The organism is Paenibacillus sp. J22R67, from assembly GCF_059692175.1.
This window is the reverse complement of sequence record NZ_JCAUAX010000002.1, coordinates 1,081,914-1,100,060: the sequence shown is the minus strand read 5'-3', so window position 1 is coordinate 1,100,060 and position 18,147 is coordinate 1,081,914. Positions and strand designations below refer to the sequence as shown.

Sequence of the window (18,147 nt, the reverse complement as noted above, 5' to 3'; positions counted from 1 at the left end):
CTATGACTCGACCGGTATTCAAACGATTCGGGGAGCGTCCCCGGTTTCCGGCTCCTTTATGGCTATTGATTTCCTGCTTCACGGCTAGCTTATTCTTCATGTTATTTCAAGGTGGTAAGCTAGCTTCCATGCTTTTTATTATCATCACCCTCTTGTCGATCTATTTACTCTCTGGCAACTGGAGCGGCATCAGGCGCGCGCAAGGAACGCGAAAGCTCTCCATTCCAGGGCAGGATGCACAACTTGAAGCAGGTCAATCGCTGCAAATCGGCATTGGTGTGCAGATTCCTGGTTTTTGGCCGATTCCTTATATGATCATTAAAGATCAGTTCATTCGTCAGAGCGGCGAAGAAACCATCTTTGAAGGTTCGCTGATTCCGGATTGGAAGCGGCGAGGGGAACTGTTGTACAGTACGCCTCCGCTGCGAAGGGGATATTACCGCTTTGGTGATACGGAATGTCTCACCGAGGATATTTTTGGCTTCTTCCAGCATAAGGGACGCTTGGAACTGCAGCAATCGATTACGGTGTACCCGCAAACCGTTGCCATCCGGGAATGGGCGCAATTCCATCAAATGCTCAAAGGCATGCAGCATCATTCCACGACGACTAGAGCGCACCGGGAAACGACGCAAATTAACGGTGTCCGTGAATATATTTACGGTGATCGCTTATCCCGCATTCACTGGAATGCAACAGCGAAGACGGGGACTTGGAAGTCTAAAGAGTTCGAGCGGGAGTCACTGCCCAAAACGATCATTTTATTAGACCGGACGGCTCGTGCCTATGGTGACGCTGCTGAATTTGAACTAGCTGTCTCTGTGGCGGCATCCTTGTTCCGCTATGGAGCCGGCCGCGATTTGGCGCTGGGATTGCTTTCGATCGGGAAAGAGTCCACCTATTTTGAACCGAAACAAAGCCAGAATCATCACAAGCATATTTTAAAACATTTGGTCGGGGTTGAAGCTGATGGCTTTCACTCTTTGCAGCAAATATTAAAAGAACATGCGCGGGAACTGCCCGCTGGCTGCTTCTTTGTCCTTATTTCCCCGCAAAAGGGCGCTGTCATGATGCAGGTGCTGACGCAGCTCGAGCATCTTCAAATGAATCCTTGTCATATGTGGATTCATGCTGAACCCTCACATGCGTTCAAACTGCAGGGTACGGTACAGGAAAGCGCAAAGGACGATTGGGTCAAAGCGATTCGCTCACAAGGCTATATGGGGTATGAGGTAAGTCAATTAACGGACTTGCCTAACCTGTTGGGAGGGGCGAAACGATATGCTTAGCTCCTTTTGGAAAAGAATTGTTTTCACCGATTGGGAAGAACGCATAAGCGCGCTTCTTACTGGTATTTATCTATATCAATTTGTTATTTGGATCATGAAGGAAGACGGCTTATGGCTCCCTGAAACAGTCGTATTTGCCACAGGAACATTAAGCCTAGTGGCGGTCACCTATCTGATCCCGCATCTTCGCCACATCTGGCGCATTCTCATCCAATTTGGATTGGTTATCGCTCTTCATGTCATTGGGATGGGTTACCATTTCGTTGCTGTACAGGTGACGACTTGGAAAGGCGCGCTCCGATGGATCGCATTAAACGCAGGTCAGTTAGAGCCGTATATTTGGTTTAGTTTAGGTACGTGGCTGACTTATTTGTTTGCCATGTGGTCTATCAAATCCAGGCTGCGTATTTTCGTTCTCATTGCTGTCAGCATTTTGTTTTTTGCTATACGGGATTCCTTCAGCACCATTTTCTTGTGGCCGCAAGTAGCGATGGTTATCTTCTGTGGATTTTCACTGTTGATGGTTCGTCACTTTGCTAAACTGAAGAAACGGGCACCTGTTATTTGGGAAACAATTACGGATTATCCCTCATCGCTTCTGCTCCCAGTTGGGCTGATCGTGGGTGTCATTACGCTTGTTGGGTTATTGGCTCCTACTGTAGAACCAGTGCTAACCGATCCTTATACGGCTTACAAAGTAAGTCGGGGTGAATCCGTACCTTTATTAGGAAAAGGGGTAAGCGTCACGGCATCTACCGCCGATGCTTCATCGGGCTATAGCAGAGATGACAGCCTGCTAGGCGGAGGATTTCAATTTGACTACACACCTGTAATGACAGTTGAGACTAGCAAACGCAGCTATTTCCGAGGCGAGACGAGAGCTCAGTATAATGGAAAAGGATGGGAGCTTAGTCCGAATGAGAAAAAGCTTCCAATGAATCGGATTAATTTGAATACACTGCCTCTTGATCCAAGGTTTGACCTCTCACTTTTGAAAACGCAGGAAGTCACACAAACCGTTGTTATGCAGAGAGAGGATGTTTTTCCGGTTCTCTTTGGCGGTTATGCCATCCAGCGTCTGGTGGAAGTAAATCAAGGTGAGAATCCGTTCCAGCGAATTCTATGGTCGCCTCGGCAATCTGAGCTGCGTTACACAGGCAGAACGAATTACCCCAAAGAGTATGCCATTATTACGCAGGAGCCTATTTTGGATGTAGCGCAACTGCGCGAGGTGAAGAGTGACTATACGAATAAACCGGAATGGGCGGAGTATTTGCAAATACCAGCGGATCTTCCGGAACGTGTCAAACAACTTGCGATCGATATCACCAAATCAGCGACAAATCCTTATGATAAGGCCAAGCTGATTGAAGCTTATTTATCGGAGCATTACCCGTATACGAATACCCCGGACGAAAGTAAAGGCAAAAGCAAAGACTTTGTAGATCGTTTCTTGTTTGAAATCAAACAGGGATACTGTGATTATTATTCCACGTCAATGGCCGTGCTTACGCGTTCAATCGGGCTTCCGACCCGCTGGGTTAAGGGGTATTCATCAGGAACTTCACCAGAGTCTGATCAGATGCGTGAATTGGGTATTTTGAGTCAATTAGGTGAAGACATCGATGCTGACGCTGCCGGCACTTATACAGTCCGGAACTCCGATGCTCATTCTTGGGTTGAAGTGTATTTTGAGGGCTTTGGCTGGATTCCTTTTGAGCCTACTTCCGGTTTTGCGCTACCGAATGTGTTTCCTGAGGAGACGCCTCCGCCTGTTGATCTCTCTACAGAGAGCGATCCGGTTACGGTACCAGAAGAAACAGAGCAAGCTCCAAGTTTTACTTGGCTATGGTTGACGTTAAGTGGAATTGGTGCTGCTCTAGTGATCGCTGCTGGTACTGTGTTCATGCTCAAAAGCAATTATTGGCGGACATGGCGTATGCACAGAAAGAAATTGAAAGCCGTTAATTTTAATCAGAAAATTATTGTGGAATTTGAGAAGCTTCTGCGGATGAGCAGGCGTAAGGGCTATACAAGATTAGAGCATGAAACGATGAGAGAAGCCACGGCTAGGTGGTCAAGCCAAAGCAAGTGGATGAAAAAAGATCTGGAAACGGTACTAGAGCTGTTTGAACGAGCAAAATACAGTCAAAGTGTTTCTACCGAAAGCGATTATCAAACTGTGAGTCAATCGATTACGAAATTAAAAGAACAAATGAAATAGGCAAAGAGAGCCACTCCCCCTTCCCGGGGGGTGGTTTTCCCTATGAGAGGAGCATATACAAATGGCTTTTATCGATTGTCATTTTTATTCAGATTCCCTAGGTGTCTCAGCTTCTATGTATGTTATTTTACCGCAGCCGGCGCAAAATCAGATCGGGATGGCCTCAGCGAGCTACGGCACTACAAAGCACCCTACGCTGTACTTATTGCATGGTTTATCTGACGATCACACCATATGGATGCGGAGAACGTCCATCGAGCGGTATGCGGCCAAGCTAGGGATTGCCGTTGTTATGCCGGCTGTTAATCGCAGCTTTTATACGGACATGGCGGCAGGTCCGAAATACTGGACGTTTATTAGCGAAGAATTGCCGGCAATTGCTAGATCCTTTTTTCCGCTCGCAGAGGAGCGAGAATTGAATTATGCTGCGGGGTTGTCGATGGGCGGATATGGCGCGATGAAGCTGGCTCTCACTCATCCGGACCGGTTTGCAGCCGCTGCCAGCTTGTCTGGATCCGTAGATATTTCGCACCGAGCATTGAACTTTCCGGATGATTTTAAGTTGATTTATGGCGATGTGACGACGATCAAAGGCAGTAGGAATGATTTGTTCTACTTGGCAGAGCAGGTGAGTGCTAGCAAGGGACCGAAGCCGGGCTTATATCAGTGCTGCGGTACGGAAGATTTCCTATATGAAGATAATATCCGTTTCCGTAATTATTGCAGGGAATTGGGTCTAGACTTGACCTATGAGGAAGGGCCTGGCGAACATGAGTGGGGCTATTGGGACCGTAAAATTCAAAATGTCCTGAATTGGCTGCCGCTTCCAGCCCGTACCTAGTGGGAAAATATGTTCTTTTCTTTTTGCAACAAACGGGTCACTATGGTATAGTTTCTCGTATATGTCGAGGAAGCAGTGGAGGGAAATGGTTTGCTGAAAAAGCTCGTACCCAGACAGTCCGTGCATACAATCTATGATATTGATGCCAATCATCTATGGGGATTTGGTGTTCGAGGTATCATTACCGATCTCGATAACACACTCGTAGGCGCACGCGATCCGCATGCGACTCCAGAGTTAATAGAGTGGTTGAACCGATTGCAGAAGATGGGCTTCAAGGTCGTCATCGTGTCCAACAACAATCATGGGCGCGTATCCGCCTTTGCGGAGCCGTTAGGCATTCCATTCATTCACAGAGCCAAGAAACCATGGAACGTTTCATTTCACAGAGCTATGAAGCTGCTTGGTACGAATGCGAGACAAACAGCGGTCATAGGCGATCAAATGCTGACGGATGTGCTTGGCGGCAATCGAATGGGGCTTTACACGATTCTGGTAAATCCAATTTCCATTCATGACGAAGGTTTTTTCACGCGAATTAACCGGCGGATTGAGAAATGGGCAAATGCCAGGATGAAGAATTAGGAGGTTTCATGAGTATAGAAACGATTAATCATTGTGCGGGATGCGGCGTATTGCTGCAAACAGAAGACAAAAGCAAGCTCGGATTTATTCCGGCCGAAGCGCTGCAAAAGGAACCGGTTATTTGTCAACGCTGCTACCGGATCAAGCATTATAACGAATCTTCAAGCATCACGCTGCAGCAGGACGACTTCCTGAAATTGCTTGGACATGTCGGTCAAACCAAGGCGCTAGTTGTGAAGATTGTAGACATTTTTGATTTTGAAGGCAGTATGATCAGCAGTTTGGGTCGTTTTGTCGGCACGAATCCGGTTCTGCTTGTCGTCAATAAGATTGACTTGCTGCCGAAAGTGACAAATGCCAACAAGATCATCAACTGGGTGCAGCGTAGAGCCAAAGAGGCCAACCTGAAGGTTGTTGATATCGTGCTCTGCAGCGCGAAGAAAAACATCGGCTTCGATCGCGTGATTACGGCAGTGCAGGAATACCGCGGCGACATGGATGTGTATGTTGTTGGTGCTACCAATGTCGGGAAATCGACGCTTATTAACCGTTTAATCAGCGATTACAGCGATTTGGAAGCGGAGCTTACGACATCCCAGTACCCGGGAACGACGCTGGATTTGGTCAAAATCCCGCTTGACGATGGGCGGTTTATCGTAGATACGCCGGGGATTGTACACTTGCACCGTTTAACCGAGGTTGTGAAGAAACGTGATTTGGCTCGGATCATGCCAGATAAGCCGCTCAAACCCGTTGTTTTTCAGTTAAATGAAGAACAAACGTTGTTTTTTGGCGCGTTAGCTCGGTTTGATTTTATAAAAGGCGAACACCAGTCGTTCACATGCTACACGTCCAACGCGATCCAGATACATCGCACGAAGTTGGAGCGGGCAGATGATCTGTACGCAGATCACAAAGGCGTCATGCTTGCGCCTCCGAATGAAGCGGACTTGGACGAGCTGCCTCCACTTGTGAAGCATGGGCTGAACATTCCAAAGGGGAAACAAATGGATGTGCTCATCTCTGGTTTAGGTTGGATCAAAGTGAACAGCCTAGCCGGTTCACAGCTTGCCGTTCATGCACCGAAGGGGATCAAGGTTATCACACGCGAGTCATTGATATAGGGGGACCAGAGGAAACCATGGAGAAGAGCCGGGCGATTGATAGTCATACGATTCTATATGGGGTATTCGGAGATCCGATACGGCACTCCCGTTCTCCCATTATGCTGAATCGCGCTTTTCAAGAGGCAGACATTAACGCAGTTTATGCTGCATTTCATGTGCGTCCTGACGAGCTTGGGGATGCGGTTCGGGGAATTCGGGCACTGGGGTATCGCGGGATTAATGTCACGATTCCACATAAAGTAGAAGTTATGCAGTACTTGGACGAAATTGACGAGGGAGCTCGGGTCGTCGGCGCGGTGAATACAATCGTGAATGAAGATGGCAAGCTCATCGGTTACAATACGGATGGTATTGGCTACGTACGGTCGCTTAAAGAAGAGACTGGTATCGATCTGTTGGGCAAAAACGTTCTTGTACTCGGAGCAGGCGGAGCTGCTAGAGGTGTTGCTTATGCGCTTGCCAAAGAGGGAGCAGCCTGCATTTATATAGCTAACCGAACCAAAGCGCGCGCTTTGGAGCTGGCAGAGACGATCAGCGCTTTTACGAAGACAATCGGTCTAGGGCTTGATGAGATTTCGAATGTCGTTGATGAAGTGGCTTTCGTATTGAATACAACCTCGGCTGGTATGCATCCACATACGGATGAGCTGCCAATGCCGGTTGAACTTTTAAGAGAACATCATCTCGTTAGTGATTTGATCTATAATCCACGAATTACAAGGTTCCTTCGAGAGGCTGAAGCCCTGGGATCCCGCATCCATGGCGGACTGGGTATGTTTATTTATCAAGGAGCTTTTGCTTTTGAATACTGGACTGGTAAGCCTGCGCCCGTTGCGGCGATGAGACAGGTGGTAGAACAGTCGTTAGCTGAATAAGAATGAATAGAGGGACATCCATGTTAACAGGCAAACAGAAACGTTATTTGCGCTCGCTAGCGCACCATGTAGATCCGATTTTCCAAGTAGGAAAAGGCGGCGTGAACGAACACTTAATCCGTCATATCCAAGAAGCACTGGAAGTACGTGAGTTGATCAAAATTACGGTGCTGAACAACAGCGGAGAAGATCGTGCTGAGGTAGGTACTGAATTGTCCGAGAAATCCGGTGCTGAGCTTGTACAAGTGATCGGTAAAATCGTCGTGCTTTACAAAGAATCGCGTGATAAGAAGAAGATTGAACTGCCGAGCTAAAGAGGTGTAAGCATGCTTGTCGGAATTATGGGTGGAACCTTCGACCCGATCCATACCGGTCATTTGATCGCTGCGGAGCGGGCGAGGGTGGAAGCAGGATTAGACGAAGTATGGCTGATGCCGGCTAATGTGCCGCCGCATAAGTCCAATGCACCGAAGGCCACTACGCAGCAGCGCTGGGAAATGGTTTGCCTTGCTGCGGAAGGGAATCCTTTTTTTCGTCCAATTGATATCGAAATCAGCAAAGGCGGCGTATCCTATAGTATCGATACGATCGAACTGCTGCGCAAAGAATATCCCACTACAGAATTTGCTTATATTATAGGTGCAGATATGGTTCAGTATTTGCCGCAGTGGCATCGCATCGATGACATCGTGCGGCATATTCGCTTTATCGGTTTAGCCAGACCTGGGTACGAACTGGATATGGCGCATATGTCGGCTAACATCCGCTCGCAAGTAACTATTGTCCCTATGCCGCTTGTTGAAATTTCATCCACGGCTATTCGCGAGGAACGAGGGCAGAAACGATCGGTCCGGTACCTTGTTCCAGAAGTTGTGAACGGCTACATGGAGGTGAACCAATTGTATGAAGCGTGAGAAGCTAATCGCCGCAGTTAAAGAACAGATGCCCGAGAGGCGCTGGCTCCACACACTTGGTGTTATGGAAACAAGCGTCATGCTTGCCAAGCGATTCGGCGGAGATCCGGTCAAAGCTGATCTTGCAGCTATTTTACATGATTATTGCAAGTATTGGCCTGTGCAGGAGCAAGCTAAGATTATTCGCGAGAATGGGCTGCCGCAAGATTTATTGGATTTTGACAAGGAGCTTTGGCATGCTCATGCTGGGGCGTTCATTGCTCAGTCGCAATTTGGCATTCAGGATGAGGAGATACTAGATGCTATTCGGTATCATACCTCAGGGCGCGAACGGATGACGCTGCTCGACAAAATCGTATGTTTAGCGGATTATATGGAGCCAGGCCGTGAATTCCCCGGGGTGGAGCTCATCCGCGAAGAAGCCAAGATCAGCTTGGAGAAGGCGCTAGTTGCCGGTTTTGATTCTACGATTCGGTTTTTAATTGAAAAAGGAAAACGAATTTATCCGCTTACCATTTTGACACGGAATGATTTGATTCAACAAATAAACACCTAACTTATGGAGGTTGATTGAATGAGTAAAAACCCAGAGGAAGTATTAGCATTTGTCGTTGAGGCGGCTGAAGATAAAAAAGCAGCGGACGTTGTAACTCTTAATTTGCAAGGTGTATCCATGATTGCGGATTACTTCGTTATTTGCCACGGAAATTCGGAAACACAAGTGCAAGCAATTGCTAGCGAAGCCAGAAAGAAAGCACATGAATACGGCGTCACGATCAGAGGCTATGAAGGTATTGATACAGCAAGATGGGTTCTGCTTGATTTAGGAGATGTTGTTCTGCACGTTTTCCACCGCGATGATCGCGAATACTATAACATCGAAAGACTTTGGTCCGATGCCAAAGTTGTGGAGCGCGTATGAGACTGGAAGCAGGATCCCTCGTTACCCTTGAGGTAGCGAGGGAAGTTCCACCAAACGGTTATTTCCTGAGCGACGGCTATCAGGATGTCCTTTTACCGTATGCGGAGATTGTGGGTAAGATCAAACCGGGAGAGCACGTGGAAGCCTTTTTATTCCATGATACGCAGGACAGGCTGATGGCTACCATGAAACGTCCGCTCGTCCAGATGGGCGAAGTGGGGCTACTCGAGGTAGTGGATATTCACCCGAGATTTGGCTATTTTCTGGAGATGGGATTGGGACGTAACTTGCTTCTTCCTTACCGTCATGTACCGGAACTTGAGGAATTGCGACCTCAAGTAGGGGACAAGGTGTTTGCAACGTTAGCTCACGACCGTCAAGGTCGTTTAATTGCGAAATTGGCTCTGGAGGATGATCTGGCTCCACTCTGTGTGCGTGCTCCTTCAAGCTGGAGCAACCGCTGGGTGAAAGCCCGCGTGTACAGACCGCTGCAGATGGGCACTTTCGTTATTTGCGAGGCCGGTGTTCTCGGTTACGGGATAATCGGACTTATCGTTCCTACGGAGAGAACTCGTCTACTTCGTGTTGGTGAGCTGGTTGACGTGCGAGTCGCCTTCGTTCGTGAAGAGGATGGTCGCGTGAACTTGTCGATGAGACAGCCGAAGGAAAAAGGGATGGATGAAGACGCAGAGAAAATTCTTAGTGTTCTAGCGTCGCGACCTGGAAATGCAATGCCATTTTCAGATAAAACGTCTGCGGATATCATTAAGGAGCGGTTCGGTCTAAGCAAAGCGGCATTTAAGCGCGCGCTAGGCAAGCTGATGAAAGACGGGCTCATCTATCAGGAGGACAATTGGACTTATCTGAAACAAGAGGAGAATCCTAGTCAAAATGAGCTATGAGAAATTTGCCTATACGTATGACCGTCTAATGAACAGCATGCCTTACGAGGATTGGCTTCGTTTTGTCAAAGAAAGCTTTGAGCGGTTTGGCGTGAAGCCGGTTTCGATCGTTGATCTCGGCTGCGGCACTGGCAATTTGACGATTCCGCTGGCGCTGGAAGGTTATCACATGACAGGAATTGACTTGTCGGAGGATATGCTGGCTGTAGCTGAACAAAAAGCAGGAGAACAGCCTCAGCTTGCGCGCGGTGGATCCGTTCGCTTGTTTCAGCAGGATTTGCGAGAGTGGGAACTAGGGGAGCCTGTTGATGCTGCTCTATCTTTCTGTGATAGCCTGAACTATTTGCTAGAAGAAGAGGACATCGTAGATGCTTTCCGTCAAACCTATGAAGGGCTTAAGCCCGGCGGTTTATTCCTGTTCGATGTGCATACGCCTGAGCAATTGCTTGCTTATGCGGAGTCTCAACCTTTTTTCTTGAACGAAGATGATGTAGCATATATTTGGACAAGCGAGTTGGATGAGGAAAGAGTTCAAATTCAGCACGATTTGACCATCTTTGTCAAAGAGGAAGGCGGCAAGGAACTATTCCGGCGCATCGATGAAACGCATGAGCAGCGTGCTTATGCGCTTGAATGGCTGGAGCAGATGCTGCGGGCTGCAGGCTTTCGTGAAGTGCATAAGGCTGCTGACTTTACATGGGATCAACCCACGAAGCTGACAGAGCGGGCTTTCTTTATTGCGAAGAAATAAAAGCATAAGGAGCCCCGCCGCTTGACAGTACGGCATTATTTTACATATAATCAAAGCTAATCAGATGATCACAAAGCTTGGAAGAGGATTAGTAACTTGCACAGCATCTCGCAGAGAGCCGGTTAAAGGGTGGAAGCCGGTAGATGTCCGTTTAGTGAACTCGCCTTGGAGCTAGATGGTGAATCGCCACGCACGTTGGCGCTAGCCGGATCGTTTCACCCGCGTTAAGGGGCAGAGTGAGCACAGGCAAAGTATGCCTTGTGTTAACTAGGGTGGTACCACGGGAATCTAACCTCTCGTCCCTAGCGATATCCGCTAGCGATGAGGGGTTTTTTGGCGCTTATAGCCGTACACAGGGAGGAAATTTCACATGACACAGGAAACGAAAGAAACAAAGGAATTACAAGGCTACAATCCGCAAGCGATTGAGCCCAAATGGCAAGGTTATTGGGATGCTAAGAAAACATTCAAAGTGCTGGAAAACTCGGATAAGCCGAAATTTTATGCGCTGGATATGTTTCCATATCCTTCAGGAGCCGGGCTGCATGTAGGACATCCGGAAGGATATACGGCAACGGATATCGTCTCCCGTTTTAAACGGATGAGAGGCTACAACGTTCTTCACCCAATGGGCTGGGACGCGTTCGGACTTCCGGCTGAGCAATACGCGCTGGATACGGGGAATGACCCTCGTGATTTTACGAAGAAAAACATCGATACGTTCCGCCGGCAAATTAAATCGCTCGGATTTTCCTACGATTGGGATCGTGAGATCTCCACAACGGATCCTGAGTATTACAAATGGACGCAATGGATCTTCATCCAGCTGTACAACAAAGGGCTTGCTTATGTAGATGAAGTACCTGTGAACTGGTGTCCTGCACTGGGAACGGTGCTTGCCAATGAAGAGGTTATCGACGGCCTAAGTGAGCGTGGAGGCCATCCGGTTATCCGTAAACCGATGCGTCAATGGATTTTGAGAATTACCGAATACGCGGAACGTTTGCTCGAGGATCTGGAAGAGCTGGACTGGTCGGAGAGCATTAAGGATATGCAGCGCAACTGGATCGGGAAATCGACCGGAGCTGAAGTTCAATTTGCTATCGAAGGGCATGAAGAGAAGAGTCTGACTGTGTTTACAACACGTCCAGATACTTTGTTCGGAGCGACTTATTGTGTACTTGCACCTGAGCACGAGCTTGTAGAGCAAATTACAACTGACGGGCAAACGGCTGCTGTGAAGGAATATCAAGAAAAGGCTTCCCGCAAAAGTGATTTAGAGCGTACAGATTTGGCTAAGGACAAAACAGGTGTATTCACAGGTGCCTATGCAATTAATCCTGTAAATGGCGGGAAAGTGCCGATCTGGATCGCTGACTATGTACTTGGCGGTTACGGTACGGGAGCGATCATGGCTGTGCCTGGACACGATCAACGTGACTGGGAGTTTGCTAAACAGTTTGATCTGCCGATTATTGAAGTCGTGCAAGGCGGCAATGTAGAGAAAGAAGCTTACGCTGGAGATGGCGCTCATGTGAATTCCGGACCTATTGATGGGATGAACATTGAGCAAGGGATCAGCCATATGATCGCATGGCTTGAAGAGAGCGGCAAAGGCCGCGGTAAGGTCACTTACCGCTTGAGAGATTGGTTGTTCAGCCGTCAAAGATACTGGGGAGAGCCGATTCCAATTCTTCATTTGGAAGATGGCACGATGAAGCCAGTACCGGTTGACCAGCTTCCGCTTCTGCTTCCTCAAGTCGATGAAATTAAACCTTCGGGCACAGGGGAATCACCACTTGCGAACGTATCGGAATGGGTGAACACAATCGATCCGGAAACGGGGATGAAAGCCCGCCGCGAGACGAATACGATGCCGCAATGGGCTGGCAGCTGCTGGTATTACCTGCGCTTCATCGATCCGCGTAATGATCAAGAGTTCTGCTCACAAGAGCTTCAACAGCAATGGCTGCCAGTTGATCTATATATCGGCGGCGCAGAGCATGCGGTACTTCACTTGCTGTATGCCCGTTTCTGGCATAAAGTGCTTTATGATCTTGGATTTGTTCACACGAAAGAGCCGTTCCATAAGCTGGTAAACCAAGGGATGATTCTTGGCGAAAACATGGAGAAAATGAGTAAATCACGCGGCAACGTTGTAAATCCGGATGATATCGTGAGTGATCAAGGCGCGGATACACTGCGTATTTACGAAATGTTCATGGGACCGCTTGAAGCGACAAAACCTTGGAATACGACGGGTGTAGACGGGATTTACCGCTATTTGAACCGTGTGTGGAGGCTGTTTGTGGATGAGAACGGTCAAGTTCAATCCAAAATCAGCGCGGATGAAACGCTTGGAAGTGACACGTTCAAACGAACATGGCATCGTTCTATCAAAAAGATCACCGAGGATTTCGAAGCACTGCGGTTTAATACGGCGATCAGCCAAATGATGATTTTCGTCAATGAAGCTTACAAAACAGAGATTTTACCGCTCGAAGCGATGAAAAACTTCGTTCAGATGTTATCTCCGCTTGCGCCGCATTTGGCGGAAGAGCTGTGGGAGAAGCTTGGTGGCACAGAGTCGATTACGTATACGCCATGGCCGACTTATGACGAAGCTTGGACCGTCGATAATGAAATTGAGATCGTGGTGCAGGTCAATGGCAAAATTGTGGACCGTGTTCTGATTTCAAAAGACACCGATGAAGCTGCGATGGAGAAAATCGCTTTTGATCTTGATAAAGTCAAAGAAGCGACCGCCGGAAAGGCCGTTCGCAAATTGATTGTTGTAAAAGGGAAATTAGTGAACATCGTTGTAGGTTAGTCAAGAAAAAGACTATTGAGAAGACTGCTGCTTGATTGTTAATTGCTGCTCAGTCTTCTCAAGGTCTTCCTGATATTTGGTGTGCGTAGCGCGGATAACGCGGGAGAAAACACCGGAAAGCTCTTCATCCAAAATACGCAATCCTTCCGCCGTAATACCGCCGGGCACGGAGACGCGTTTTTGCAAGGTCATAGGGTTAAATCCGCCCGTCGTCAGCAGTTTACCTGTTCCAAGTGTCATCTCACTAGCAAGCAGAGTTGCTTCTTCAGGGGAGATGCCTGTTACTTCAACGGCTGCATCGATAAAGGACTGTATGAAATTGGCAAGAAATGCAGGACCGCAGCTGGATAGGTCTGATGAGATGCGTGTATAGTTTTCAGAAACTCGTATCGGAGACGAGATATGGGCAAATAAGTTTTCAAGCCATTCTTTATCCTCAGGTTGCATCCGATTACCATGAATACAGAGTGTAGCACCGCTCAATACATAGTTCGTAATACTTGGAATGATTTTACTTATTTTGGCCGGCAAAAGACTTTCCAAATGCTTAATCAGCACAGGACTTGTGATGGATACGATGAATTGGGAAGGAAGCAAGTCCTCTTTAATTTCATCAATAACCTTTTTAAATTCAGAAGGCTTCACACAGAGGAAAATAATATCGCTCTCCAGCACGACTTCTCTATTCGATTGGGCTACCAGAAGCCCAGGGTATGTCTCCGCAAGAAGCTCAACTTTACGAATCGTTCGATTTCCTGCAATTATTTGCTCCGGATTGAAAGCCCCAGAATGAATGAATGCTTCAATCAGAATACTTCCCATACTCCCAGTGCCGATGAATCCTGCTTTCATCTAGTAATCCCTCCCGAAAAAAATCAGTCACTTTCATTAATATTTATAGAACGGGGTCAGTTTTGGATGCCATTCGGATGCTTTTTCATGTATATGCATGCTTCTTTGCCATTATGAAAGTTTAGCATGTTTTTTTACTGTGCAATTTAATTTCAATGTTAGGAGGGAGTTTGTGATCGTACTTCGATATCGAAAATTTCTGTATGTTTCTATGGTTGTTTGTTTTGCCGTTTTTGTCGTATGGCCATTTGTGGCAGGGGGGCGGTCATCGATGATACAGACGGGGTTTGAACCCGTGAATGCGCAAATAGAAGCTCTCATTGTTGAAGGGGAGGAAACAGCTCTGGCAGCCTCATCTGCATCTGCAAGTCCTGCAACTCATTCAAGCCCCGTAACCCCTGCAACCCCCACCCCAGGTGTGTCTCCGGCTGCCTCAATTACAAACATCACTGAACCTCCGCCCTCGAAGTTAAAAGAAAGCCCAAACCCAGACCCAGACCCAAGCCGAAGTCCAGATCCGAACCCGAACGCAAGAGCAATTGCGAGTCCATCACCGTCGCCTTCTCATGGTTTATTGGATTTGAACACTGCAACACTTAAGCAGTTAAATGATTTGCCTGGGATCGGTGAGAGCAAAGCAAGAGCAATTCTGGATTACCGCATGGAAAAAGGTAGATTTAGCAAGGTTGAAGAATTAACGGAGGTGAAGGGCATTGGGGATAAAATGCTGGAAAAGCTGAAGCCTTTTGTTTACGTAACTTCAACATAGTCCTTTCTTTCATTTTGAGATGAAGTATGAGAGAATACTAGAAATGAAAAAAGGAATATAAAGGACACATGGGAGGGGGAGCTTACGATGAGCGTCCGTAAAGATTGGGACACTTATTTTCTAGATATTGCCTATATGGCTTCCACACGCTCCAGATGTAATCGACGGCACGTCGGAGCTGTGCTCGTTCAAGGCAAAAAGCTGCTCGGAACTGCTTATAACGGTGCTCCGATGGGGGTAGCTGATTGCACAGAAGCAGGCTGCATGCTTGTGGAAGAAATCGAGCTGAAAGTGGTGGAGGATGTTGAGGAAGTGGTGCGCAAACAGCGCTGTATCCGCACCATTCACGCCGAGCAAAATCTTCTGCTATTTACAGATCGCGAGGATCGGGAGGGCTCTACCGTCTATGTCACCGATCAGCCTTGCTGGACTTGTGCAAATATGCTCGCAAACAGCGGTGTGACCGAGATTGTTTTCCATCGCGGCTATCCGAAGGATCACGAGAAAGTTAGTCATTTAATGACTGCTAGAGGCATCAACTTCCGCCGTATGGAAGGGTACGAGCCTCCACCCGGCACAGTATCTGACGTTGTGAATTAGATCAAATTAAATAGACACTGAGGAAGAACCTCATTTCAGCTGGAGCCTATCAAAAGGGCTCATCTGAAATGAGGTTCTTTGTTTAGACTGAAGGGAGAAATAAGCTCAAATGAAACGACCAGTTGTTATAGGATGCTGTCTGTGGATAACTGGCTACGTGCTCGCGCTCTACAGCGAGCTGCCGTGGCTGTCGATGACGACGAGCGTGCTAATGCTTGCCGCGATTGTCGTCATCCACCTGCTGCGGCTGCCCGGCCGACAGCCGCTGTGCGCCCTCCTGCTGGTCGGAGTAGCCTACGGCTACTTCCAATGGACCGACCAGCGCAACGTCACAGCCCTGCTGCCCCGCACGCAGCAGGAAAACCCGGACGGCCGCGAAGTCACGCTGCTCGGCCGATTCAGTTCCCCTGTCACCGTTGACGGGGACAGGGCTAGCTTTACCGTGGAAGCGGAGTCCGTCCGCTTCCAGGACCACGCTTTCCCGCTCGGCGGGGAAAGCGTGCAGGTCTCGCTGCGCTTGCTGGCGCAGGCGCAGCAGGAGGTGGCGTCGGCTTGGCGCCGAGGCGACGCCCTGACGCTCACGGGGACGCTGCGCAGCCCGTCCCCGGCACGCAACTTCGGCGGCTTCGACTACCGCCGATATCTGCGCCTTCACCACACCCATTGGCAGCTTTTAGCCAAAGGGGTGGATCAGGCGCAGGTGCAGCCTGCGGCTGCGAGCTTCCGCGCAGTTCAACTGCTGCGCTGGAACGACATGCTGCGGGAGAGCCTCAGCCGCCGCATGGACCAGATTTTCCCCGCGCAGCAGGCGGGGTTCATGAAGAGCATGCTGATCGGGTTGACTGACGATCTAGATCCAGAACGCTTCCAGCAATTTTCGGAGCTGGGACTGACCCATATTTTAGCCATATCCGGTTTGAATGTTGCTGTATTTCTAGGCGTTTGCTTCTGGGGCATGCGACGCTTAAAGCTAACCAAAGAAACTTATTTGCGCATATGCTTCTGGTTGCTGCCCTTCTACATTCTGCTGACAGGGGCGTCGCCTTCTATTGTAAGGGCGGGACTCATGGCCATGGTGGCGCTTTACGCGGCAAGGAAGGGAGTAACGAAGGATGTGCTGCATAGCATGGCGATCGTGGCCTGGATCATGCTGTTGTGGAATCCTTATTTCTTGCTGGACGTTAGCTTTCAGCTTTCTTTTCTCGTCACTCTTGGACTTATTCTCGGTGTGCAGCGTGTAAATGATTTGCTAGAAGGGTGGATTACCTCATCTGTTTTAAGAAACACAGCATCAATTACACTTGTTTCGCAATTCGTTTCTTTCCCCGTTTCGATCTATTATTTTAATCAGTTTTCCTTGTTATCCTGGTTGGCTAATGCCATTCTGGTGCCAATTATCAGCTTGGCTGTCTTTCCTGCTGGCATTGTGGCTGTCCTTGCGGGACTTCTCTATTTACCGGCAGGGAAAGGAATGGGTTGGCTCATTTCTTGGTTCAATGAAGCGATTTTTTGGTCGACAGACAGGCTGCAGCAGTTGCATTTATTTAAACAGATTTGGCCCACTCCGAGCTTGCCATGGATCGTTTTTTATTATCTGCTCTTGATTGGGATTTATGGCCTTTGGCGGAGATGGCTTCTCGCTAACAGGGATGAGCCCCCGATTAGGTTAGAGCGTTTACAAGATCAATCAGGCGGGAAAAGGCTTATAGGCTTATGGCTAGCTGTAGGAAGTTTGCTTATTCTATTGTGGATAGGCTATTCACCTGATCGACTCGAGAGGACTGGACTTGTTCAATTTATGGATGTGGGTCAAGGGGATGCCATTTTAATCCGGACACCGTATGGCCGAAATCTCCAGATAGATGGGGGAGGAACAATTACGTTCAGCAAGGCTGGCGAGAGTTGGAAAGTGCGAAAAGATCCTTACGAAGTAGGAAAAAAACTGCTGGTTCCTTTGCTCAAAAAACGTGGTGTTCATCAGTTGGATGTGCTTGTGTTGTCTCATGAAGATGCCGACCACAGTGGTGGGCTTCAGGCTATTATCGAACAAATTCCTGTTAAGCAATTTTTGTTCAACGGCACCTACAATCCGAATAAGGGGATAGAGAAACTGTTCCATACAGCCATAGATCGGAAATTTCCAATGCTTGCTGGAGAACAAAGCGAATGGATTCAAGTAGATCCTGTGACTAGACTACGGGTTCTATATCCCTTTGTGGAGACAGCGGGACATGCAGAGGTCGTGGAGGAGCAAAACGAATATTCCGTCGTAATCCTGCTGGAAATGCTGGGAACGAAGTGGCTTTTTACTGGAGACATGGGAAAGGACTCGGAGCTGGCACTCCTGAGTCGTCTCAAAGAGAACAAGGAGGAGCCGTATCATCTTGATGTGTTAAAAATAGCCCACCATGGCAGCAAGTACTCCACTTCGCAGGAATGGTTGGATTATTGGAAGCCTCGAACGGCTGTGATTTCAGTAGGAGCCGGAAATCTATATGGTCATCCTGCTCCGGATGTCTTGGACCGTTTAAGAAATAGGGGCACGCAAGTATTTCGAACGGACCAGATGGGAGAGGTGCAGTTAGAAGTGCGTAAGGATGGCATAGTTTCACGTACCAAAATCAATCAAATAGACTGAAATCAACCGTCTTTCCCGCTTATCTCCA

General features: G+C 48.2%; 17 protein-coding genes and 1 other annotated feature. Of the genes, 16 read left to right on the top strand and 1 reads right to left on the bottom strand.

The features are described 5' to 3' along the window. Positions 1-2: 2 nt before the first annotated feature. The 13 genes from AC58VC_RS11265 (at position 3) to leuS (ending at position 13,260) form a co-directional block, all read left to right on the top strand. On the top strand, positions 3-1,289 hold the full coding sequence (locus tag AC58VC_RS11265; protein WP_497368833.1) for a DUF58 domain-containing protein: 1,287 nt from the start codon (positions 3-5) through the stop codon (positions 1,287-1,289). After that, positions 1,282-3,513: a transglutaminase TgpA family protein gene (locus tag AC58VC_RS11260; RefSeq protein ID WP_497368832.1), complete on the top strand. Its 2,232-nt coding sequence runs from the start codon at positions 1,282-1,284 to the stop codon at positions 3,511-3,513. The genes AC58VC_RS11265 and AC58VC_RS11260 overlap by 8 nt, the downstream gene beginning before the upstream one ends. Before the next feature lie 61 nt (positions 3,514-3,574). Continuing rightward, positions 3,575-4,354, top strand: coding sequence for an alpha/beta hydrolase (locus AC58VC_RS11255; RefSeq protein WP_497368831.1), 780 nt, complete (start codon positions 3,575-3,577; stop codon positions 4,352-4,354). 90 nt (positions 4,355-4,444) lie between these two features. Continuing rightward, positions 4,445-4,939 (top strand): YqeG family HAD IIIA-type phosphatase, encoded by a 495-nt coding sequence (locus AC58VC_RS11250; protein ID WP_497368830.1) that lies wholly within the window; start codon positions 4,445-4,447, stop codon positions 4,937-4,939. Positions 4,940-4,947: 8 nt separating this feature from the next. Further along, positions 4,948-6,063, top strand: coding sequence for a ribosome biogenesis GTPase YqeH (yqeH, locus tag AC58VC_RS11245; protein ID WP_497368829.1), 1,116 nt, complete (start codon positions 4,948-4,950; stop codon positions 6,061-6,063). Positions 6,064-6,080: 17 nt separating this feature from the next. Then, entirely contained in the window at positions 6,081-6,941 is an 861-nt protein-coding gene (aroE, locus tag AC58VC_RS11240; RefSeq protein ID WP_497368828.1) for a shikimate dehydrogenase, read from the top strand. A 20-nt stretch (positions 6,942-6,961) separates the two neighbouring features. Next, positions 6,962-7,255: a ribosome assembly RNA-binding protein YhbY gene (gene yhbY, locus AC58VC_RS11235; protein ID WP_497369021.1), complete on the top strand. Its 294-nt coding sequence runs from the start codon at positions 6,962-6,964 to the stop codon at positions 7,253-7,255. Positions 7,256-7,267: 12 nt separating this feature from the next. After that, positions 7,268-7,855, top strand: a complete 588-nt coding sequence (locus AC58VC_RS11230; protein ID WP_497368827.1) for a nicotinate-nucleotide adenylyltransferase — start codon at positions 7,268-7,270, stop codon at positions 7,853-7,855. Further along, positions 7,845-8,411 carry a bis(5'-nucleosyl)-tetraphosphatase (symmetrical) YqeK gene (gene yqeK, locus AC58VC_RS11225; protein ID WP_497368826.1) on the top strand — a complete coding sequence of 189 codons (567 nt, stop codon included), beginning with the start codon at positions 7,845-7,847 and terminating at the stop codon, positions 8,409-8,411. Before AC58VC_RS11230 ends, yqeK begins: the two co-directional genes overlap by 11 nt. Before the next feature lie 18 nt (positions 8,412-8,429). After that, the gene (gene rsfS, locus AC58VC_RS11220) at positions 8,430-8,777 is read left to right on the top strand and encodes a ribosome silencing factor (RefSeq protein WP_477498717.1); all 348 of its coding nucleotides are present in this window, start codon (positions 8,430-8,432) and stop codon (positions 8,775-8,777) included. After that, entirely contained in the window at positions 8,774-9,679 is a 906-nt protein-coding gene (locus tag AC58VC_RS11215; RefSeq protein WP_497368825.1) for a CvfB family protein, read from the top strand. The genes rsfS and AC58VC_RS11215 overlap by 4 nt, the downstream gene beginning before the upstream one ends. Further along, complete coding sequence (locus AC58VC_RS11210) at positions 9,669-10,430, top strand: class I SAM-dependent DNA methyltransferase (RefSeq protein ID WP_497368824.1); 762 nt, start codon at positions 9,669-9,671, stop codon at positions 10,428-10,430. The genes AC58VC_RS11215 and AC58VC_RS11210 overlap by 11 nt, the downstream gene beginning before the upstream one ends. A gap of 69 nt (positions 10,431-10,499) precedes the next feature. Beyond that, positions 10,500-10,737 (top strand) — a binding site (T-box leader). Between the two features lie 63 nt (positions 10,738-10,800). After that, the gene (gene leuS / locus AC58VC_RS11205) at positions 10,801-13,260 is read left to right on the top strand and encodes a leucine--tRNA ligase (protein ID WP_497368823.1); all 2,460 of its coding nucleotides are present in this window, start codon (positions 10,801-10,803) and stop codon (positions 13,258-13,260) included. 12 nt (positions 13,261-13,272) lie between these two features. Here the strand turns inward: leuS and comER are convergent, their stop codons facing one another. After that, positions 13,273-14,112: a late competence protein ComER gene (gene comER / locus AC58VC_RS11200; RefSeq protein ID WP_497368822.1), complete on the bottom strand. Its 840-nt coding sequence runs from the start codon at positions 14,110-14,112 to the stop codon at positions 13,273-13,275. A 172-nt stretch (positions 14,113-14,284) separates the two neighbouring features. Between comER and AC58VC_RS11195 the strand changes: the two genes are divergently transcribed. The 3 genes from AC58VC_RS11195 (at position 14,285) to AC58VC_RS11185 (ending at position 18,119) form a co-directional block, all read left to right on the top strand. Further along, on the top strand, positions 14,285-14,881 hold the full coding sequence (locus tag AC58VC_RS11195) for a ComEA family DNA-binding protein (RefSeq protein WP_497368821.1): 597 nt from the start codon (positions 14,285-14,287) through the stop codon (positions 14,879-14,881). Positions 14,882-14,968: 87 nt separating this feature from the next. After that, positions 14,969-15,481, top strand: a complete 513-nt coding sequence (locus AC58VC_RS11190) for a deoxycytidylate deaminase (RefSeq protein WP_497368820.1) — start codon at positions 14,969-14,971, stop codon at positions 15,479-15,481. Between the two features lie 109 nt (positions 15,482-15,590). Next, entirely contained in the window at positions 15,591-18,119 is a 2,529-nt protein-coding gene (locus AC58VC_RS11185; RefSeq protein WP_497368819.1) for a DNA internalization-related competence protein ComEC/Rec2, read from the top strand. The last annotated feature ends 28 nt before the right edge of the window (positions 18,120-18,147 follow it).